The 22056-nt window shown below is 24.1% G+C and carries 23 protein-coding genes; 10 read left to right on the top strand and 13 right to left on the bottom strand.

Annotated features, from left to right (window positions below):
- Nucleotides 1-25: 25 nt before the first annotated feature.
- A complete protein-coding gene (locus tag T523_RS06485; RefSeq protein ID WP_042708117.1) occupies nt 26-559 on the bottom strand; it encodes a metallophosphoesterase in 534 nt (177 codons plus the stop codon).
- Between the two features lie 184 nt (nt 560-743).
- Here T523_RS06485 and T523_RS06480 point away from each other — a divergent pair, with 184 nt between their 5' ends.
- Entirely contained in the window at nt 744-1835 is a 1092-nt protein-coding gene (locus tag T523_RS06480; RefSeq protein ID WP_042708116.1) for a formate--phosphoribosylaminoimidazolecarboxamide ligase, read from the top strand.
- Nucleotides 1836-2231: 396 nt separating this feature from the next.
- Here T523_RS06480 and T523_RS06475 read toward each other — a convergent pair whose 3' ends face one another.
- The 4 genes from T523_RS06475 to T523_RS06460 form a co-directional block, all read right to left on the bottom strand.
- A complete protein-coding gene (locus T523_RS06475) occupies nt 2232-2696 on the bottom strand; it encodes a hypothetical protein (protein WP_042708115.1) in 465 nt (154 codons plus the stop codon).
- Nucleotides 2693-3049, bottom strand: a complete 357-nt coding sequence (locus tag T523_RS06470; RefSeq protein WP_042708114.1) for a hypothetical protein — start codon at nt 3047-3049, stop codon at nt 2693-2695. The genes T523_RS06475 and T523_RS06470 overlap by 4 nt, the downstream gene beginning before the upstream one ends.
- A 171-nt stretch (nt 3050-3220) precedes the next feature.
- Nucleotides 3221-3685, bottom strand: a complete 465-nt coding sequence (locus T523_RS06465; RefSeq protein WP_042708113.1) for a flavodoxin family protein — start codon at nt 3683-3685, stop codon at nt 3221-3223.
- Nucleotides 3686-4015: 330 nt separating this feature from the next.
- Nucleotides 4016-6622, bottom strand: coding sequence for an ATP-dependent helicase (locus T523_RS06460; RefSeq protein WP_042708112.1), 2607 nt, complete (start codon nt 6620-6622; stop codon nt 4016-4018).
- A 374-nt stretch (nt 6623-6996) separates the two neighbouring features.
- Between T523_RS06460 and T523_RS06455 the strand changes: the two genes are divergently transcribed.
- On the top strand, nt 6997-7851 hold the full coding sequence (locus T523_RS06455; protein ID WP_042708110.1) for a HEAT repeat domain-containing protein: 855 nt from the start codon (nt 6997-6999) through the stop codon (nt 7849-7851).
- A 12-nt stretch (nt 7852-7863) separates the two neighbouring features.
- Here T523_RS06455 and T523_RS06450 read toward each other — a convergent pair whose 3' ends face one another.
- The gene (locus tag T523_RS06450) at nt 7864-8703 is read right to left on the bottom strand and encodes a carbon-nitrogen hydrolase family protein (protein WP_042708109.1); all 840 of its coding nucleotides are present in this window, start codon (nt 8701-8703) and stop codon (nt 7864-7866) included.
- Nucleotides 8704-8887: 184 nt separating this feature from the next.
- Between T523_RS06450 and T523_RS06445 the strand changes: the two genes are divergently transcribed.
- Nucleotides 8888-9385: a hypothetical protein gene (locus T523_RS06445; protein WP_042708108.1), complete on the top strand. Its 498-nt coding sequence runs from the start codon at nt 8888-8890 to the stop codon at nt 9383-9385.
- Between the two features lie 244 nt (nt 9386-9629).
- Here T523_RS06445 and T523_RS06440 read toward each other — a convergent pair whose 3' ends face one another.
- Nucleotides 9630-10034 carry a zinc ribbon domain-containing protein gene (locus T523_RS06440; RefSeq protein WP_042708107.1) on the bottom strand — a complete coding sequence of 135 codons (405 nt, stop codon included), beginning with the start codon at nt 10032-10034 and terminating at the stop codon, nt 9630-9632.
- Between the two features lie 35 nt (nt 10035-10069).
- Nucleotides 10070-10852: an endonuclease NucS gene (nucS, locus tag T523_RS06435; RefSeq protein WP_042708106.1), complete on the bottom strand. Its 783-nt coding sequence runs from the start codon at nt 10850-10852 to the stop codon at nt 10070-10072.
- A 401-nt stretch (nt 10853-11253) separates the two neighbouring features.
- Between nucS and T523_RS06430 the strand changes: the two genes are divergently transcribed.
- On the top strand, nt 11254-12246 hold the full coding sequence (locus T523_RS06430; RefSeq protein ID WP_042708105.1) for an alpha/beta fold hydrolase: 993 nt from the start codon (nt 11254-11256) through the stop codon (nt 12244-12246).
- A gap of 10 nt (nt 12247-12256) precedes the next feature.
- Entirely contained in the window at nt 12257-12544 is a 288-nt protein-coding gene (locus T523_RS06425; protein ID WP_052334667.1) for a DUF5750 family protein, read from the top strand.
- A 165-nt stretch (nt 12545-12709) separates the two neighbouring features.
- Here the strand turns inward: T523_RS06425 and nadA are convergent, their stop codons facing one another.
- The 3 genes from nadA to rnz all read right to left on the bottom strand — a co-directional run bounded on the left by nadA (nt 12710) and on the right by rnz (nt 15745).
- Nucleotides 12710-13627 carry a quinolinate synthase NadA gene (nadA, locus tag T523_RS06420; protein WP_042708104.1) on the bottom strand — a complete coding sequence of 306 codons (918 nt, stop codon included), beginning with the start codon at nt 13625-13627 and terminating at the stop codon, nt 12710-12712.
- 114 nt (nt 13628-13741) lie between these two features.
- Nucleotides 13742-14542 carry a mechanosensitive ion channel family protein gene (locus T523_RS06415; RefSeq protein ID WP_052334666.1) on the bottom strand — a complete coding sequence of 267 codons (801 nt, stop codon included), beginning with the start codon at nt 14540-14542 and terminating at the stop codon, nt 13742-13744.
- A 279-nt stretch (nt 14543-14821) separates the two neighbouring features.
- Nucleotides 14822-15745 (bottom strand): ribonuclease Z, encoded by a 924-nt coding sequence (gene rnz / locus T523_RS06410; RefSeq protein ID WP_042708103.1) that lies wholly within the window; start codon nt 15743-15745, stop codon nt 14822-14824.
- A gap of 563 nt (nt 15746-16308) precedes the next feature.
- Here rnz and nadC point away from each other — a divergent pair.
- From nadC to T523_RS06395, 3 genes are all read left to right on the top strand, one after another.
- Nucleotides 16309-17145, top strand: coding sequence for a carboxylating nicotinate-nucleotide diphosphorylase (gene nadC / locus T523_RS06405; protein WP_042708102.1), 837 nt, complete (start codon nt 16309-16311; stop codon nt 17143-17145).
- A gap of 3 nt (nt 17146-17148) precedes the next feature.
- The gene (locus T523_RS06400) at nt 17149-17472 is read left to right on the top strand and encodes a DMT family transporter (RefSeq protein WP_042708101.1); all 324 of its coding nucleotides are present in this window, start codon (nt 17149-17151) and stop codon (nt 17470-17472) included.
- Nucleotides 17473-17952: 480 nt separating this feature from the next.
- Nucleotides 17953-18423, top strand: coding sequence for a hypothetical protein (locus T523_RS06395; RefSeq protein WP_394296274.1), 471 nt, complete (start codon nt 17953-17955; stop codon nt 18421-18423).
- A 143-nt stretch (nt 18424-18566) separates the two neighbouring features.
- Here T523_RS06395 and T523_RS06390 read toward each other — a convergent pair whose 3' ends face one another.
- Nucleotides 18567-19196 carry a ZPR1 zinc finger domain-containing protein gene (locus T523_RS06390; protein WP_052334665.1) on the bottom strand — a complete coding sequence of 210 codons (630 nt, stop codon included), beginning with the start codon at nt 19194-19196 and terminating at the stop codon, nt 18567-18569.
- Nucleotides 19197-19410: 214 nt separating this feature from the next.
- Here T523_RS06390 and T523_RS06385 point away from each other — a divergent pair, with 214 nt between their 5' ends.
- Together T523_RS06385 and T523_RS06380 are read left to right on the top strand one after the other, a co-directional pair.
- Nucleotides 19411-20469, top strand: a complete 1059-nt coding sequence (locus T523_RS06385; protein ID WP_042708100.1) for a DUF1611 domain-containing protein — start codon at nt 19411-19413, stop codon at nt 20467-20469.
- Nucleotides 20466-20930 carry a cell division protein SepF gene (locus T523_RS06380; protein ID WP_042708099.1) on the top strand — a complete coding sequence of 155 codons (465 nt, stop codon included), beginning with the start codon at nt 20466-20468 and terminating at the stop codon, nt 20928-20930. Before T523_RS06385 ends, T523_RS06380 begins: the two co-directional genes overlap by 4 nt.
- Before the next feature lie 252 nt (nt 20931-21182).
- Here T523_RS06380 and T523_RS06375 read toward each other — a convergent pair whose 3' ends face one another.
- Nucleotides 21183-21938 (bottom strand): TatD family hydrolase, encoded by a 756-nt coding sequence (locus T523_RS06375; RefSeq protein WP_042708098.1) that lies wholly within the window; start codon nt 21936-21938, stop codon nt 21183-21185.
- Nucleotides 21939-22056: the final 118 nt, after the last annotated feature.

Raw genomic sequence — 22056 nt, 5'->3', positions numbered from 1 at the left:
TTAAATAAACATCTTTTAATAGATTCTATTTTTTCATATTTTTTTCTAAAAACATCGTTGATTTACAAGTTGGTTTTCCAACCTTTATTGCTTCAATATTCACATTTTTATCATTTATTTCCATTACCATTACTGAGGGATCTGAAAGTCTTGGGCTTGTTGGACTTCCAGGATTAACTAAAAGAACATCTTTTACAGTGTCAATTGCAGGAATATGGGAATGTCCACTAATAAGTATTTTTACACCTAGTTCTTCTGCTAAATAATATAATTGTTGTTTATCTCCTCTAGGATAAACTTCTCCATGAATTAAGCCTATTTTTATGTTTTCTTTTTCAATTATTTTATATTTTGGAAGATTTATATTATTGTTTCTATCCATATTTCCTTGTACTGCAATTGTTGGTGCTATTTTTTCTAATTCTTCTATAACCGATTTATCAGTTAAGTCACCAGCATGTAAAATTAAATCAACAGATTCAAATGCTTCATAAACTTTTTTAGGTAATTTATTATATCTGTCTGGTATATGTGTATCTGAAATTAAACCTATTTTCATATAATCACCATTATTAATATTATAGTTGATTTATTATTTTTATTTTTAATTTTTTATTTTTTTATCTAATAAATTATAAATTACCTTTTATTATATTTAATTTTATTAAAAATTAAATAAAAAATATTATATGTTTTTAATTACATAGTGAAAATTATATCTATTTTTATGAAGGAGATTAATAATGGGAAAAATTAAAAAGGAACATATTTTGGATATTTTAAATGGGTATGATAAAGATAATATTACTATTGCTACTTTAGGTAGTCATACTTCTTTACATATTTTGCGTGGAGCTCAATTAGAAGGTTTTAAAACTGCTATAGTATGTGAAAAAGGTCGTGAAGTTCCATATAAACGATTTGGTGTTGCTGATGAATTTATTATGGTTGATAAATTTAAAGATATCGTTAATGAAGATGTTCAACAGAAACTTCGTGATATGAATGCTATAGTAATACCACATGGATCTTTTGTTGCTTATGCTGGATTAAGTAATGTTGAGGATAAATTTAATGTACCTATGTTTGGTAATAGGGATATCTTAAGATGGGAAGCAGAACGTGATAAAGAAAGAAAAATGTTGGTAAATGGTGATATTAGAATTCCTAAAAAATTTGAAAGTCCTTCAGACATCGATTGTGAGGTAATGGTTAAATTCCCTGGAGCTAGAGGTGGTAGAGGTTACTTTATTTGTTCTAGTCCTGAAGAATTTAATAAAAAAATTGATGAAATGAAAAATCGTGGATGGATTAAAGACTCTGATGTTGCTGAAGCACATATTGAAGAATATGTTTGTGGTTGTAATTATTGTATACACTATTTTTACTCTGCATTAAATGATGAAGTTGAGTTAATGGGTATGGATAGTAGGTATGAATCTTGTATTGATGGTTTAGTAAGAATGCCTGCTAAAGATCAAATTGAAACTAATTTATCTCCGTCCTATGTTGTAACTGGTAATCACCCTGTTGTTATAAGAGAATCATTACTTACTCAAGCATTTGATTTAGGTGATAAATTAGTAAAAAGTGCTAAAGAATTAGTTAAACCTGGTTTAAATGGCCCATTTTGTTTACAAACTCTTGTAAATGATAATCTTGAATTAGTTGTTTTTGAAACTAGTGCTAGGATTGATGGAGGAACTAATACTTTCATGAATGGTTCTCCTTATTCTTATCTTAAATATGGTGAAGGTATGAGTATGGGTAGGAGAATTGCTCTTGAGATTAAAAATGCTATTGAAAAAGGAGAATTAGATAAAATAATTACATAATTAATCTAATTTAATTTAATGTCTTGATGACAATATAAAAAATAGAGTAAGATAATTTCAATTATCTTATTTAGTATTTTTTTTAGGATTTTTCTTGTTTATTTATTCTCTTAGTTTAATTTTTCCTATATTTTTTCTAAATATAATTAATACCTAGTTTTTTTTTAATTATTTTTTTTTTAAAAACAATTTATTAAGTATTAATTTTCTAATATTCTTTTTTAAAGTAATTTTTTATTTAATTTTAAGTTTTAGAATTAGTTTAATAAAATAAGTAAGTAAGTATTCTTTTTAGATTTAGTTTAATAAGAGCAGTAAATAACTATTTTTTTAGAATTAGTTTATTTTTAATAAAAAATTAGTAAATATTTTTAAAGTTAAAAAAATAAAAAAGATTTATTTTTTTCTAAATCTATTTTTTAGTTTATTGATTGCTGGTTCAATAGGTCTTTTTTTAACTTTAACATTTTTCTTTCCTTTTTTCTCATTTTCAGCCATTTCTAATGCTTTTTCTCTATTTGCTTTAAATAGAGTTCCAACAATTGCTATAAATCCACCCATAATAAAGCATATTACAATTACAAGTATATTCATAGTGTACATATCAAACATTGGTGTAGTATAAGGTCCAAGATATCCATATATAGTTGCAAGGCTTAAAAATATTCCTGAAATACCACCTACAATAAATCCTTGTTTGTAGTTCTTAGATTTATATCCAATATATAATGGGCCTGCTGCTGAGAATGGAACTATCCAATCTATATTATTATGATATCCTAAGATTGGTAAACATACAAATATTGCAGTTCCAATAAGGAATGCAATATAATCAAAGTCATGTAGTTCATCTAGATTCATTTAACCACCTTTCTGATTATTCCTCCAACTCCTCCAGCAATACCGCATGCAAGAGTGTATATGATTAATTGTTTGATTACAGGAATATAATAATCATTTCCTGAAACAGTAAATCCTCCAATTCCTCCTGCAATTGATTGCATAGGCATTCCTACAACGCTTACATATAGTATAAATATTATATCTATTATTATCACCCCAATGAATGCTGATTTACTAGCAGTAATGAATCCTTTAATTGGTTTTCTATTTAAAAATCCTAATAATAATCCAATTATTATTAATCCAGCATTCATATATGGGTTGAAAAATAATCCTAATATTAATATTAAGATTATCCCAAAAATAGTCATTAATTTCATATTAAAACCGTTGTAATTATACAATAAATTTTTAGTTCTTAATATTATAAAATATTTTCTTTTTGATTTTTAATTAATTTTATAAGCTTTTTAATATTTTAAATCTTTAAAATTAATTATTTTTATTAATTTATAATATTTTAAATTAAAGTGTAAAATTTATTATAAATTTATAGTTTCTATGAAATCTTTTATTTTTGCATTTGGGTTTTTAAGATCTTCATCTGTTAAACATAAATTAGCAATACTTTGTTTTCCTGCAACTTTTGATATTTTATCACAGGTTTTTTCTGCACCAGAACCTTTACATGTTGCAAAACATGCTATTTTTCTGAAATTATTTCTATTCCTTTCAGCATAAGTGATTACAGGACTTGCAGGACTTGATGCCCATACTGGACTACCTATTATTGTTATATCATAATTCATTGGGTCTTTTTCTGGAAGTATTATAGAAGAACCTTTTCCTATTATTGATTCTAATGCTCCTTTTACATATCCTCTTTTTCCTTGATGTGATTGATTATCTCTAATTTCTTCAATATCACATTCAATATTTTTAGCTATTTTTTCTGCAATTTCTTTTGTATGGCCATCTCTTGAATAATATACAATTAATGCTTTCATAATATCACTTTCTTATTTTTAAATAAAAATAATTGTACTTATTTTTTAATCATGTTTATTTATATTTAAATATTGTGGATATTGTTCATGTAATTTTTTAAATTTATTATTTTTTGATGCTATTAAGAATATGTTTATTGAAATTTTAATTTTTTAAATTTATTATTTTTTGATGCTATTAAGAATATGTTTATTGAAATTTTAATTTTTAAAATTTTTTATTTTTAATTTTAGATTTGATTATTTCCTAAATTCTATGAAATTAAAGATTTTTAGTTTATTTTTAATTTTAAGTTTTTATTATTAATTTATTTTTTTTATTTACTATTTTTAATAGTAATATTCTTCTTTTAATTTTGTTTTTATTTTTTCAAGGATTGCTTTATGCATTCTTTTTACATATTGTGCTTTATCATTATTATTTAAAACATCAAGATATCCTTGTGAAACTAAATTAAATGCAAATGGACTTGGAATTACAGTATTTATGGTTTTTATTTCCATTTCTTGATTTTCAATTGCTTTAATTACTTTAAGAGCATTTTCTACATCCATATATTCTTCAATAGATTCTCTTCTTGCTTCTTTAAGTATTGGAAAATTTTGATCCATTTCTTGAACATATTTAAGTAATATTTTACTTCTAACTTGTTGACGTCCAGTTGTTTTTGTATGGCCTTTATAATGTCTTAATGTCATAAGTGATCTTCCAGCACAATCTCTAAATCTATGGGATAAGATTTCTGTTTTATTAATTGATTGTATTAGAATATTTCTAAAATTTTCACTAGTTAATTTTTTAAATGATTCAAGAGCTCCGATTTTACCTTCATCTGCACTTAAATAAAATCCATTATCTGATATAGATATGGTAACATTGACATTATAGTTTCTTGATACGATATATGCAACTGCACGTGATAATGCATCATTTACTCTTCTTCCAAATAAAGAATGAAAAACAACGAATCGTCTATTTCCATATCCTTTATAATATTCAATTAATAATTTTTTATAAGAAGGAACAACTGCATATACATATTGTTCATTAAAGTATTCATAGATTGCATTTGCTGCAAAATCATCAACATAAAGGTATTCATTAATGTAATTAATAACATCTTCTTTACTTTTACTATATTGAAGTTTTGTTTCTATATTTGCTCTAAATCTTTGGATATCTAATGCTAAATCATAAGATAAAGGAAGTTGTTCTGAGAACCATCTTGGGATTGTTGGAGGTCCACTTGCTGGTGAAACATTAATGACCATTCCTCTTCCATAATTGAATCTAAATGTGGTTCCTCCTAATACAAAGGTGTCTCCTTTTTTAAGTTTTTCATAAAAATCTTCTTCAACTTTACCTACTACTTCACCATTACATTTAACTAAAACACCTGATCTATCTGGGATTGTACCAATATTTGTTGAATATAACATTCTAGCTAATTTTCCACGTTTTCCAAATGTATTTTTATCATAGTCAATCCAGATTTTTGGATATACATATCTTTCTTCAAGTTCAACATATTCTCCAGCAAGATAACTTAATACATCTTCATAATCATCTCTTTCAAGATTTCTAAAGCAATAACTTTTTTTTATTATATCAAAAGCATAATCTATATCCCATGGATTTTCAATAGCCATTCCATAGATATGTTGTGATAAAACATCTAAACTATTTTCAGGGATTTGTATTCTATCTATTTTACCTTCTTTTGCATCTTTTACAATTACACTACATTCTACAAGGTCATCTCTATCTGTTACTATAATACGTCCTTTAGATTTTTCATGTAATTTGTGACCACTTCTTCCAATCCTTTGAAGAGCACGAGATACAGATTTTGGAGAATTAATTAAAATAACTAAATCTATATACCCAATATCAATTCCTAATTCAAGTGATGTTGAAGATACAACTGCTCTTAAATTTCCTTTTTTTAAATTTTCTTCAGTTCTAAGACGTACTTCTTTTGAAAGTGAAGAGTGGTGTGCCATTAAATTATTACTATTATAATGGTTTGGATACATCTTTTTTAAATTGTAAACAAAACTTTCTGTACCACTACGTGTATTTGTGAATATTAATGTTGTTTCATGTTCTTGTATTAAATCGTCTACTAAATCATACATTGCAAGACGTGTATCTTCATTATCTGCAATTACTATATCATTTACAGGACACATTACTTCAAGATCTAATTCTTTTAAATAATTAACATCCACTATAATACAATTTCTTTCTACTCCATATTCATTACCTACAAGAAATCTTGCAACATTTTTCAGTGGAGATACTGTAGCTGAAAGACCAATTCTTGTAAAACCTCCAACAAGTGCCTGAAGTCGTTCTAATGATAAACTTAAATGTACTCCTCTTTTGTTTTCTGCAAGAGAATGTATTTCGTCTATAATAACATATTTTACATTTGCTAATTTAAGTCTAAACTTAGGTGCAACAAGGAGAATAGAAAGTGTTTCAGGGGTTGTTATTAATATGTGAGGTGGTTTTTTAAGCATTTTTTGTCTTTGATATTGTGTAGTGTCTCCAGTACGTACTGCTTTTCTTATTCCTAAATCTTTTCCTGCTATCTTTTCAATTTCTTTAAGAGGGATATCTAAATTCCTTTCAATATCATTATCTAATGCTTTAAGTGGGGATATATAAATACAATATACCTTATCTTCAAGTTCTCCTTTGTCTGCAAGTGTAGTAAGTTCGGATATAATTGATAAAAATGCAGTTAATGTTTTTCCTGAACCTGTTGGTGATGATATTAATATATTGTTTTGTTTATGTATTTCAGGAATAGCTTGTTTTTGAGCAGGTGTAAAATCATCAAAATTATCATCAAACCATTTTTTTACTGCAGGATGAAGAATTTTGTAAATTTCTTTTTTAGTATATGTTTTTGTCTGTTTTTTTATCATTTTATCGATATTCTTCTTTTCTTTTATTTAAATATTTTAATTAATAATTTATTTAATATTTTAAATCTAAATTGTTGATTTCTTAATTGTATTTTTATTTAAACAAATATTAACTTTATTTAAATTATTTAAATTATTTAAAATTAAATTTTCAATTTAAAGATTTTAAAAAAATTAAAATTTCAAATAAAAAAATGTTTTTTAGTAAAATAAATATTTTAATTTGTTTATATTATTTAAATTATTTTTTTATTTTAAGATTTTTTATAAATTTGGATTTTTAGAAAAATATTAATAAATTAAATAATAAATATTTTATTACTTTATTAAAGTTTTATTTTTATATAATATAATCTTAGAGGAAATATGATATTATGGGCAATTTAACTGTTGAAGAAGCAATTTTAAAACTTAAAGATAATGATGTTGAAGTAAGAAAAGAAGCAATTAAAAATTTATATGGGGTTAAAGATGAAGCAGTTATTGACCCATTAATTGATGCTACTACTGATGAAAATACTAATGTAAGATTTAAAGCAGCTCAAATTTTAGGAACTTTTGGAGATGTTGCTGTAAATAAGTTAATTGATAAATTTAATACTGCTACTGGTTCAGATAAACGTTATTTAATTTTTGCACTTAAAGAAACTCATAGTCCTAATACTATTGATGTTCTTGTAAGTGCAGTTAATGATGAAGATCCAAATGTACGTAAAACAGCTATTCGTGGTTTAGGTGCTCTTCAAGCAAGAGATAAAATGGATTACATTGCATCAGGTCTTAATGATGATGACTGGGGTGTAAGATTATATGCAATTTATGCATTAGGTGATCTTGCAACTCCTGAATCTATTGCTTTAATTAAACAAGCAAGACGTAAAGAAAAGGATAAAGACTTTAAAAAATCTTGTAATAAAACTATTAAAAAAGCTGAAAAAGTAATGAAAGAAGGAGGTAAACTTAAACCTGCTTCTAAAGCAAAACCTATGAAAGATATTAAAGTTTTAGAAAAAGAAGATATTGAAGCAGCTGCAAGAGAGTATGAAGTATATGTTAAAGAAAAAGCAACAAGTCAAGCACCTTATAAAAGGTTATGTATTCTTTATCGTAAAATGAATAAATATGATGATGAAGTACGTACCTTAAATGTAGCTATTGAAACATTATCAAAATTAAATCCAGGTAAAGAAGATTGGTTCCAAAAAAGATTAGATAAATTAACTAATTAAAGTTAATATTATCTATTTTTTAGCTATTTTTTCAATTTTATATAAATCATCACGTCTATTTTTAATTATTGGAATTTCATTTCTTACTTTATTTATTTTATCTAAATCAATATTAACTACTTTAAGTTCTTCATCATATCCACATTCTGCAATAACATCTCCCCATGGGCTTGCAACTATGGAATGACCAAATGACTTATAATTTGAATTTTTATTTAATGCAGGTGCGACACCTATTGTGTAAACTTGATTATCTAATGCTCTAGATCTAAATAATAATTCCCAATGAGCAGGTCCTGTTGTAAGATTAAATGCACCAGGATAAATTAATATTTTAGCACCATTAAGTGTTAATATTCTTCCAAGTTCTATAAACCTTATATCATAACATATGCCTATTCCTATTTTTACAAAAGGGGTATCTGCTATTGTAAAATCATCTCCAGCACTTAAGGTGTCAGATTCCATGAATCTAATTTTTCCTTTCACATCTATATCAAATAGGTGCATTTTTTTATGATTTGCAATGATTTTACCATTATTATCGAAAAAATAACTACTATTATATATTTTATTTTCCTTTTTTTCAGGAATACTTCCTGCAAGTATGTATATGTTTAAATCATTAGCAAGTTTTGATATTGTTTTAAGGGTAAAACTATCTTCTTTTGTTTCAGCATATTCTACAAACTTTTCATTTTCATATGGGCAATTAAACATTTCTGGAAGTATTGCAATATCTGCTTCTTTTTCATTTGCTGCTTTTATCATGTTTACTGCTTTTTTAATATTTGTTTCTTTATTATCAACTACATTCATTTGACATAATCCAATTTTAAGATTATTGTTCATTTTATCACTAATATTTTTTTATTGTTTTAATTTTTAAAATATTTTTTTATATAATTTAATATTAATATATTTGAATTAAATTTAGAGAAATCTTAAAAAGAAAGTTTTTTTAATTTATATAACTAAATATAATTAATAATTATATATTAATTTTAATTTTATTATTATAAAAAATAGTGATATTATGGTAAATACTGATAAATACGTTGTTAAATGTGATGATATTGATTATGCAATTTATACAGTTGGTGAATGGAAAAATGATTATAAAATAAATCTTATTGGTACTTCTGATGAAATTCCAGTCACAAAAGTTACACGTGAGCATGTTTTATTTAGTTTAGATCAAATTAGAAAATCTGTATTTAATATTAATGGAAAAGAAGTTAATGGTTTAGTTGCACTTGGTAGACAATTAAATCCAGAAATTCAAGAAATGCCTCTTGATGATATTATTGCTCTTGAAGAAAAAGAATATAAAAATATTACTGATGAAATTCTTGAATTACCTATGTTACCTGAAGATGAAGAAATAGATTTAGCAACTGAAGATTATTTAATTTATAAACTTGTAAAAGAAGAACATAGTATTACTGCTTCAAAACCTGCAAATAAATTTACTTTAGATCATCATATGAATGAAATTAAAAAATTACAAAAACGAAATAATATAACAAATTAGTTTTTTTAAATTTTATTTAAAAATATATTATTTCTTTTTGTTTTAAATTATTTTTATTTCCAAATTAAAATAAAAAAATTTTAAGTTCAATGTTTTAATAATTGTTTTTTTTAGTTTTATGGTTTTATGTTTTTTTAATGCTTGTTTTTTCTTTTTTTTAGTTTTATGGTTTTATGTTTTTTTAATGCTTGTTTTTTCTTTTTTTAGTTTTATTGTTTTCATTGTTTTTTAATGGTTTAATTATTTAAATTAATTTAAATATACTTAACATAGCTAAAATAGCTATTATAAATCCACTTAAACATATTAAAAGTTGAATTAGTCCGTGTTTTCTAATTTTTGAATTTGATGAATTTATCATATAAAATGGTAAAAATAATCCAAAGAATCCAATAAATCCTATTCCACTTAATGCATTTAAAAATAATAATGGAACCCATCCCCAACCAAAGATAATTGAAACTATGTATCCTATGAGAATTATTTTATCTTCATTATAATTTATTGGATTTGTGTATGTTTGTGTATTGTCAAATCCTTGAGTATATGTTTCTTTGTTAAAATCCTCTTCAAGAAGTGATTTGCCACAATAATTACAATATCTTGCCCAATCTTCATTAACAGTTCCACAATATTTACATTTTTTCATATTATCTTCCTATAATTATTTTATTTACTTATTATTTATTTAAATAAGTCTAATGTTACTTTTTTATCTTTTTTAAGTTCTTTTGGAGGTTCACATGCTACAAATTCAAAATTTTCTTCTTCAATCATCTCTTTAGCATCATTATCTATTTTTGGAGCTACTAATATTCCTCTTATTCTTTTCTTATTATTGTCTGTTTCAAATTCTTTATTTTCTGTGTTTTTTAAATCTTCAACATAACGTCTTATTTGCTTAACTGCACTTACTCCAATTTTACGTGATTTTAACTCTAAAACCATTAAATTTCCATTTTTATCTTTACCTAAAATATCAATAAATCCACTGTTTACACTGTACTCTCTTGAGCTAGGTTTAAATCCTTCTTCTATTATATGTGGGTTTTTCATAATCATGTCACCCATATCTTTTTCATAACCTGCTTGTTCTAATTCTTCATAATCTTCAAGAATAGCATAAGTTCCAGTTTCAATATTATTTATTTCTACTTCTAATCTTTCTCTTGGAGTTTTTCTATTACTTTCTAAAAATAACTTATTATTTTTAATATAAACTTTAGTTCTTGATTTTGGTGGTTGCCAATTTACTGGTTCTACTTTTTTATTTTGATGAATTAAAAAGGATCCATCAGGTTTAATTATTATTAAACGTTCACCATAATTAAGTTGACTAAGAGCACGTCCTTCATATTCTACTTTACAATATGTGTATAAGCTTATTGTTGCTCTTTTACGAAGTCCTTCTTCTATGAAATTATAACTTTCATTTATATTTGGTTTTTCAATATTTTTGTAATTCATTGTTTTATTCTTTTCTAAATTTTCTTTTATAAATTTAGTTATTAGTTTGATTTTCTTAAAATCTTATTTTTTTAATAATCTAAATAGTATTTATAGTTGAAATTTAAATTTAAGAAAGTTTTTTTTAAAAATTATAATGATTTCAACAAGGTCATTAATTTATTAATTTAGTATTTATTTAATTAGTTTTAATTTAATAAATTATTTAAGTAATTTAATTAAATATATGTTTATATATTAAGCTTTTAGAAATTTATTTTATTTTTTTTAGGATTTGTTAAAATCTTAAATTATAATATTTTCAATTTAAAAAAAATAAATTGATTTTATAAATTAATTTTTTATTAAAATATATTTTATTAGTTTCATTTTTACATGATTAATATTTAGAGGTTATTTATTTGTTTTCAGAGATTGACTTTACAAAACCAAAATATTTTACTTTAGATGAGTTTAAATTTTCTACTGGTGATATTTTAGAAAATGTTGATGTAGAATACATTACTGCAGGTACTCCTATATATAATGAAGATGGGGAAATAATTAATGGAGTATTATATTGTCATGGTTCTAGTGGAGATTATGGTTCATTAAGACGTATTAATGATATTTCTGGTAGTGGTGAAGTTTTTGATACTGATAAATTATTTTTTATTTCATTAAGTGCACTTGGTTCACCAAGGTCTCTTTCACCTTCAATGACTAATCTTAAAGGTGATTTTCCACATTATTCTATATTGGATATGGTTAATTTTCAAAGAGAATTTTTAAGAGAAAAATTTAATATTACTCATCTTAAGGGGATGATTGGAAATTCTATGGGTGGTTTTACAGTTCTTACATGGGCTGCATATTATCCTTTAGAGATGGATTTTGTAATTTCACTTGTAAGTAGTTATAAGGTAGCAGGACATAATTATGCTTTATCTCGTATTATGGATGATATTGTTAAATCTTGTCCAGATTATAATAATGGGGATTATGTTGAGTCTGAAGAATTAGATAGAACATTTAGACTTGCAAATGAAATAATGTTTAATTATGGTTTTTCAAGAGAATATTATCGTAATAAATCTAATTCTGAAATTGATTTAAGTATTAATGAAATGCTTAATGAAGATACTCTTGATGATATTAATGATTTAGTTTATAGAAATGATGCTTCTTTAAATTATGATATTGAAGATAAACTTAAAAATATTGTTGCAAAAGTATTAATCATTGCTATTAATCAAGATCAATATTTTCCACCTAAATTAGATGCTATTCCTATGTCTCATATGATTAAAAATTCAGAACTCTTAATATTTGATTCAATTAATGGACATATTGGTTCACGTGAACTTATAAAAATAGAATCTGATTTAAAAAGATTTTTAAATGAATTTATTTAAGGTGTATATTATGATGAATGTTGAAATTACAGATTATGGTTCAAAAGATAAAGATGATAATTTTATTGTTTATACTGTTAGTAATCTTGATGATGGTGCTTTAAATTATTTGGATAATCATATTAATGATAAACATGAAATTATTAATAATGATCTTATAATTACTATGAATTTCACTGATAAATATTATCCATTTGCTTCTGATCTTGCACTTTTTAAATTTGATGATTTTAAAGCTCGTGAAGAAATAGAAATGACTTGTTATCTTTCTGGTGTTTTAGAAGATATGCTTTATTAGGTTTTTTTTTAATATTTAAATAAATTATAAAATTAATTTTATATGATAAAAAATAGTAGTTTATATTTTAATTTAATATAATCTAATTTATTTAAATATATTTTAGATAAAAATATAATTTTTTATTTAGTCTTTTAAAAAAATGTTAAATGAAAGAGTTAAAATTTATTTAGATGCTTTTAACATTCTTTCAACAGATTGTTTAGATTTTTTAACTAATTCCTCAGGAACTTTAATTTGAGGTTCTTCATTAAGAAGACAATCTCTTACTTTTTCAAGAGTATGTAATTTCATAGTTTTACATATAGCATCATCAAGTAATGGATAACATTTTTTATCTGGAATTTCAAGTTCTATTCTAGATATTATGTCTCTTTCTGTTCCTAAAATAAATTCGTCTTTATCTGATTCTTTAATATATTTTAACATATCTCCAGTACTTAACACTAAATCTGCAGCTTCTTGTACATCAATATTAGATTCTGGATGAACAAGAACTTCTGCATTAGGATGTTCTTCTTTTTTAAAAGCTACATCTCCAGGATTGAACATTTTATGTACATAACAATGTCCATCTCCAGGTATTGGGATTATTTCTTTATCTGTAAATTTTTGTGTGTAATTTGCAAGATTTGTATCTGGTCCAAATAAAACTACATCTTCATCTAATGCATTAACAACTTTTGTTGCATTACCACTTGTAACTAATATATCACTTTCTGCTTTTGCTTCTGCTGTACTGTTTACATATAGAGCAACTGCAGCTTCAGGGTATTGTTTTTTGGCTTTTCTAATTTGTTCTGCAGATAACATATTTGCCATTGGACAATCTGCTCTTGCATCAGGGATTAATATTTTTTTATCAGGATTTAATATGTATGCTGTTTCTGCCATGAAATCTACACCACAGAAAACAACTATGTCTTTATCTTTGATTTGTGTTGCTTTCATACATAATCCTAATGAATCTCCTAAATAATCAGCGATTTCTTGAATTTCTTTCCTTTGGTAATTATGTGCAAGTATAATTGCATTTTTTTCTTCTTTTAAGTCTATAATTTCTTTTTGTAATTCATTTAACATTTTTAATCACCTAACCCTTAGATGTAATTATATTATTTTAATTATATTATTTAATTTTTAAGTTTTAGTAATTAATTATCATAATTCATATTTTATTAATCTTATTTACTCTTTTTATTTAAGTATTACTTTATTTGTATTTGTATTCTGTGATTTATTCATATCATTAATAATTTTTCTAATTTTATTTGCAATTATTAATCTATACCTCTCAATATTTTCATAGTCACTTACTCCAATAACTAAAACTATATTTGTACCCATTTCATTTATTTCTTTTACATTAACTTTCATTACTGAATCTTTAACTGTAAAATCAAAATTTTTACAAGTTTCAATAGCTTTTTTTTCAAATTCTTCAATATCTATATTAGGACTAAGAAGAATAGGTAATGTTAAAAGAGTTGTAAGTTCATTAGTATTATTTGCATAAGGGGTATTACCTAATTGGGAGTTTGGTATTGTTATAATCACATTATCTGCTGTTTTTATAGTGGTTGTCCTAAATCCAACTTGTATAACTTCACCTTTGAAATTATTTACTGTAATAGTTTCTCCTACTTTTACAGTTTTATCTATTAATAGAAACATTCCACTCATAATGTTTGATATTGCATCTTTAGCAGCAAAACCTATTATAATACCTACAATTCCTATACTTACAAGAATACCTTGAATATTTATTCCAAATATTTCTAAAATAAGTAAAGCTGCAACAATATATATTGTATATTGTAGTAAATCACGGATAAGGTATGGTCCTGTCATATCTATATCTGTATTTTTTTTAAGATGTTTCATTGAAAAAGTTATTAATCTAAGAAGTATTGTTGCAAGAACAATTATAATAATTATAAAAAATACTTTTTCATAGTTATTTACAGGATGTGTTAATATTTTAATAAAATTAATCATTAATTCCAATCCTTTTTTATTAATTATTTAAATATGCTTTTGATATCATATTTAAATTTTTTATAATTAGTTTTTATGATATTAAAATCTGTATTTTAAATTAAACTTTTATTTTTAAAAATATTTTTAATTATTATTTTTAATATTTTTACTTAAAATATTTATAAATAGCTATTTTTTAACTTATTTTTATATTTAATATTAATTAATTTCACATTTTGAAAAAATTTTTAATATAATTTATATTATAATATAAATTTTAACTTTATTTTTTAAAATTTAATTAATTTGAATTTCATTTTTGTTTTTTATTATGACTTGCATAAAATCTTTAGCAACTGTTGTATTTTTAAATATTTCTTTTGTTTCTTTTTTAAATGGTTTAATATTTGTATAACGGTTACTAAAATGGGTAATTATTAATTTGTTAACATTAGCATTTTTTGCTATCTCTGCAGCTTCTTTAGTAGTTGAATGTCCGTTTTCAATTGCTTTATCTTTGTCTTCTTCTAAAAAAGTTGCTTCATGTATTAAAAGAGAACTATCTTTTGCAAGATTAACCATATTATCACAAGGTCTACTGTCTCCAGAATAAGTAATTTTTATGCCTTTGCGTGGTTTTCCAAGAACCATTTCTGGTTTTATTGTTTTACCATTTACTTCAACTTCTTCTCCATTATGAAGCTTTCCAAAATCAGGACCTACTTCTACTCCAAGGCTTATGGCTTTTTCTCTTAAAAATCTTGGTTTTTTCTTTTCTTCAACAGAATATGAATAATTTAATAAGTTATGTTTTGTTTTTTCTGTTTTTATTATGTATTCATCATTTTCAATAAGAGTTCCACTTTCTTTTATTTCTACTACATTTACTTCAAAGTTAACTAAGTTAAATCCATTATTAAAGAAGCAATTCTTGATTTTTAAGATTCCTTTAGGACCATAAATTGTTAATGGTTCTTCTCTTCCTCTAAATGCCATTGATTGTATAAGTCCAGGTAATCCAAGTATATGATCTCCATGAAGATGGCTTATAAATATTTTTGTAATTTTCATTGGTGATATGTTTGTAAAATTGAGTTGCCTCTGTGTACCTTCTCCACAATCAAATAAAAAAACCTCACCAAAAGCTTTTAGGGCAATAGATGCATGATTTCTATTTTTTGATGGTATTGCAGATGCAGTTCCTAAAAAAGTAATTTCCATTTTTATCACAATATAATTTCTTATAAATTAAGTATTTAATAGAAATTTTTTATTTCTAATTTTTTTTTTAATAATTGTATTTTATTAGAATTATAATTTCTATTAAGTATAATTTAGTTTTATTTTTAAAATTAAGATATATTTATTATAAAATATATTTTCTTAGATATGCAAATTATCGTTAAGAAAAATAAATTCTTGTAATATATTATTATTTAATGTCTGTTGAAACCCTATTTTTTATAAAAATTTAAATTTAGTTAATACTTGAAAATCAATTTTAAGAAAGTTTATTTATAAAAATTTTGAGGATTTCAACAAAGTCATTATTTAATTAAAATAGTGTTTTTTAAGAAAATAATTAAAAATTGATATTCTTATTTTTTATCTTTAATTTATTTCTTATAAAAGTTATAGTTTACTTATATTATTTAATTTATTTTTAATCTTATAGTAAATTTATTTATATAAATAATTATATATTATATTTAGTTTTTATTTGATTATTAAAATTCTTAAAAAAGTTTTTTAATAGTATTATTTAATTATGTAGTTGTGTTTATATGGATAAGATAATTAATTATATTCTAGATGAAGATAAAGGTTTTGGAGATATAAGTTCTGAATCAGTTATTCCTAAAGATTTAAAGGTCACTGGGTTTATTGTATCTAAAGATGTTGGAATCGCTGCTGGTATGGATATTGTAGAAGATATCTTTAAATCATATGGTATACGCGTTGCTAAAAAAGTAGAAGATGGACAAGAAATAGAAAAAGGAGATATTCTTTTTAATTTCTCTGGTGATGCAAGAACAATTCTCCTATTAGAACGAACAGTTTTAAATATTTCTATGAGAATGTCTGGTGTTGCAACAAGTACTAATGAAATTACTAAAATCGTACATAATGTAAATCCAAACATTATTATTGCAGGAACACGTAAAACTTCACCAGCATTTTCTCATTTTGATAAAGCTGCAATAAAAATTGGTGGTGGAGATCCACATCGTTATGCTTTAGATGATATGGTTTTAATTAAAGATAATCATATTGCAATTGCAGGTTCTCCTCTTGAAGCATTAAAATCTGCTAAGAATAATGTAAGTTTCTCTAAAAAAATAGAAATTGAAGTTGGAACTATTGAAGATGCTATTGAGGTTGCTAAAAATGGTGCAGATATAGTAATGCTTGATAATTTTGATCCAGATAAAGTTAAAGAATGTATTAAAAGATTAAAAGAACTTAATCTTAGAAATAATGTTCTAATTGAAGTTTCTGGTGGAATCACAAAAGATAATATATTAAATTATGCTCCTTTAAATATTGATATTATTTCACTTGGTTACTTAACTCATTCCGCAAGAAGTCTTGATTTTAGTTTAAAAATTAATCAGGTGTAAATATTGGATTCTTGGATATATCTTGTTATTGCAGGAATTTTTGAAATGTTATGGGTAGTTGAATTAAAACTTTCAAATGGTTTTAATAAAATTATACACTTAATACTTGTTGTTATATTTATGGTTTTAAGTTTAGTATTTCTATCTATGTCATTTAATAATATTCCTATGGGTACAGCTTATGCTTGTTGGACTGCAATTGGTGCAGTAAGTATATGTATTGTAGGTATGATCTTTTTTAATGAACCTTATGATTTATTTAGAATCCTATTTTTGGTGCTTATAATTATTGGTATTGTTGGTTTGAAGTTAACTTCTAATGCTTAATATTTTTTATTTTAAATATTAGATAAATTAAAATTATATGATTAGTTAAATTTTTAACTATTTTTTCTATTTTTTATAAAAATTTAATATTAAAAAATAAGTTTAAGAATTTTTATTCTAAAATTATTGACTTTAATAAAATATTTTATTATAATTAATTTTAAATCATTGATTTTGTTTATTTTATGGAAACTATTTTTTTGATTTTTAGTTCATTATTAAAATATTGATTTTACATATAATTATTTTGATATTTTAATATAAAACTATTAAAATTATAGTATATCTTGTTAAATAAACTATATATTTATATATGATTTTAAACAAAATTATTAGTGTAGTATTGCTATAGTAATTCTTTTTTCAGATTTTATTAAGATTCCTTATTATAATGAATATTCCTTTTGTTTAAAAGTCTTATTAAATAGAATTATTATATTGCAATTATCTTTGTTTTAAAAATTTATGGAGACTAAAAACATGGTAGATATCGAAGATGAAAATTTAGTTGAAGGCGAAGAAATAAATGATAATGAAATAGCAGAAAATACTGAAGAAACTACTGTTGAAGATGATTCTTTACCTTTTGCTAAAGCAGAAGTTGTTCGTTTAATGAAAGAAAACCTTGATGATGATAAAATGATCAGGGAAAGAGTAAAAGTAGAAATGAACAAATTTTTAGGTGATGTTCTTAAAAATGTTTGTAAACAATTAAACGATTACCCATATACTACTATTGAATATGAAATGTTAAAAGAATCCATTTATCCTTATACTAATATTACAAGGATTAATCAAGAGAAAAAAAGAATTTTATTACATTTAGAAGCTATTAAAGCTGATTGTGATGCATTATCCATGGATGTTAAAAAAACACTTAAATTAAAAGACACTGAAGAAGAAGAAAGCTTCACTCTTTTTGATGATGAAGATGAATCAATAGAAGAATAAATTTCTTCTATATTTTTATTTTCATTGGTTTTAGTTATTTGTTTTTTGTGTTTTTATTTTCATTGGTTTTAGTTATTTGTTTTTTGTGTTTTTATTCTATTAATTTATATTTTATCTGTTTTTATTGATTTTTATTTTTGTATTTAATTATCTGTATTACTTTTTTTATTTTCTTCTTTTTTGATTTCTTCTCTTTCTTCATTTAAATCTTCTTGATCAAGAATTGTAAATCCTGTTTTTAAAGTTTTAAGTTCTTCTTCAGTTAATGGAACACTTTTTGCTTTTAAATCTACAATTTTACTTTGACCATAAGGATCTTCTATAATTAATGTTGCTTCATTTTCTCCTTTAAGAATGCTTTCAAGGAAGTTTTTTGTTGCTATAATATTTTTTATAGATTTTTCATCTTCATCATATAATGCACGTGCTCTATGGGTTGCATTAATAAATCTTTCAATTACTCCCTCTACATTAGATACATATCCTTGTGATTTTGGTCCTGGTTCAACTTTAATTCCTGCTTCTGGAATTGATACAGTTGAAGTTTGTGATCTAACTACTCTTGAATTTAAATTATTTTTATTTATAGTTAATGTGTGTTTTGCTGGGTCGTTTTTTTCAACTGACATCACATCACTATGTTTAAATCCACAATGTGGGCATGTAATGGATGTTTCTATAACTTCTCCAAAATATGGGATATTTGTTGTATCCATTTTAGAAATAGCTCCATTTTTTACTCCACATACAGGACAATCAATTTTCATATCCATAGTATCACCTCATTTTATTAAATTAATATTTTTTATTATTTTTATCTAGTTACTATATTTAAATATATTATTTTACATATATTTAATAATAATAAAATTAATAAATCTAAGTGAATATATAAATCTTGATATTAAATGGAATTTATTTATTTTTTAATTTAATTTTAATAATCATAATTTATCGTATGAAAATGTTTTTTTTAGGAGTGATAATTTGTATTCTGTAGCTTCAGTTAAAGAGATTCAAGAGCTAAATCCATTTGTAGTAGTTGGTGCTGGTGGAGGTGGAGAAAAATTCTCTAATCTTGAAGGTGTTGAAACTGTAGGATTTATTGATGATGCTGAATTTAAACAAGGAACTGAATTTTTAAATCATACTGTAAGAGCATCATTAGATGAAGTATTAGAAAAAGATGGTTCTGCAAATAGTATTGCAATTATGTTGCCTATTGGGGCTGAAGGTTCAGCATTAAAATATGCAGTACAAGCTATTGATAAAGGATTAAATGTTGTCTGTTCTTTTAGATCATTATCTGTTCAAGATAATCTTTCATTAGCTAAATTTGCTAATGAAAAAGGAGTTGTAATTAAAGAAATCAACTCTAGATTAGATGTTGTTAAAAAAATATTTGGTGTAGCACCTGAAAAATGTACTGAGGTATTACCTAAGATTTCATATAAACCAAATGCAAAAATAGTTTATATTGGTGGAACATCACAAGAATGTGGTAAAAGAACTACTACTAGGCTTTTAGGTAAAGAAGCTAGAAGTAGGGGTATGAATGTAGGAATTATATCAACTGATGAAATGGGTCTTGAACCACCTACTGACTTTAATTTTAGGGCAGGAAGTTTATCTGTTATGGATGTGCCTTCTGCAGTATTAGGTGCAATTAGATATATGGATCAAAAACAACATCCTGAGATAATATTTATTGAAAGTCAATCTAGTTTAACTGAAGATGGAAATCCACACCCAAGAGGATTATCTGCATCTATTTTAGTTGGTGCACATCCTGATGCAGTCATTGTTGGTCATAGACCTAACCACCCATATCGTGAGCCTAGGGGTATTGAATATGAAGTTAAAGCTATTGAAGCTGTTGAACCTACTAAAGTGGTTGGTCTTTCAATTAACCTTAGAAATGCTGGAGATTTAACTGTTGAAGACTTCGAAGAAAAATATGGTTTACCTGCAGTTGATATGCGTAATGGTGGAGCTCCTAAATTATTAGATGTTATTTTAGATTATTTAAAGGAGAATGAAAAATGAGTTTTATGGATGACTTAAGAAGGAGTTTAGGTTTTGAAGAGAACCAAAACAATCGTTCAAATCAAAATACAAGGTCATCTTCTTATAATAATCATGCAGATTTATCTCGTGGTGGATCAAATCAATTTTATAATTCATCAGGATATGATTCTACTTATAACTCTTATGAAGATGATTTTTCTATTACTCCAGAGCAAGATGTATATGATATCATATTAAGTAAACCACTTGATACTGATGATATGGATTATGTCTTTGATCAAGTAGTTGAAGAAAATAATACTGTTATTGTAGATTTATCTAAATTAGCAAAAGCTCAAAATGGAGATTTTAGAACAGCTGGTCAAATGCTTAGTTCTCTTAGAAAAGATTATGGTGCTGAAGCTATTCTTTTAGAAAGGAATAAAAATAGAATCATGATTTTAATTACTCCAAAAAGAGTTAATGTTATTAAAAAATAGTTTTTTATTTTTAATTTTTTATTTGATTTTTTATAATCAAATTAAATTTCTTATTTGTTTTCTTATTTTTTAAGTTCTTGTTTTTTGGATTTTTTATTTTTTTAAGTAAGTTTCTTGGTTTTGTTTGGAATTTTATATTTTTTTAAGTAGGCTTGTTTTTGTTGAATTTTACTAATTTTTAGAATAAGATTTCTTAAATTTATTTTTCAAGTATTTGATTTTTAAAATATAAAAAAATAATATAATAAAAGTTTAAATATTAAAAAATTTTTCAGCATTTTTATATGAAACTTTTTTTATACATTTTTTAGAGTATCCTAATTTTTTAAGTGTTCTAACAGTTTTAGGTACTGATAATGGATCTGAAGGTTTATTACTAATATCACTGTTTAATAAAAATTTATCAAAACCATAATTATCTAATATATAAACTGCTTCAGAAACATCCATTTTTTGAGGTTGTACTGTAAGACCTAATGTGAAATCTTCATCAATTACATCATCTACAACTTTAGGATTAATATGGTCTATTACAACAAGTTTTGGATTAATTGTGTCTAATACAATTTTTTTAATTTCTTTTAAAACGGATTTCTTATTTTTTCTAGGTGTATGTATAATTGCTTTTGTTTTTGTTTCATCAGCTATTTCTAATTGTCTTTTAAATACTTCTTTTTCTTTTTTTGTTAAATCTTCAAGACCTATTTCACCAATTGCTACAATATCTTTATTTTCAATATATTTGTATAAATTTTCATAGATTAAATCTGGTTTAATATTAACATTTGCAGGATGTATTCCAAGTGCAACTTTTAAATCAAGTCCATATTCTGCAGCACGTTTTGTATCATAATTTAAAATTCTTTCTAAATGATTTAATAGAACAGTTTCATTCATTAAATCATATGGATAGAAACTACATGTAATTGCAGTATCAATTCCTGCAGTATACATTTTTTCAAAATCTTCACTACTTCTTGAATCACAATGTGTATGTGTGTCTATCATATTATTACTTCCATTTTAACAAACAGTATAATTTTATATTTTAATTCTTATTTAATGTTTATGTTTTTATTTATATTACTATTTTTTATTCGGATTTCTTTTAAATTATTTGTATTTT

It is taken from the genome of Methanobrevibacter wolinii SH (assembly GCF_000621965.1).
GTDB classification, from domain to species: Archaea; Methanobacteriota; Methanobacteria; order Methanobacteriales; family Methanobacteriaceae; genus Methanarmilla; species Methanarmilla wolinii.
Note: the sequence above shows the minus strand (reverse complement) of the source record. Positions and strands in the feature narration are given on the sequence as shown.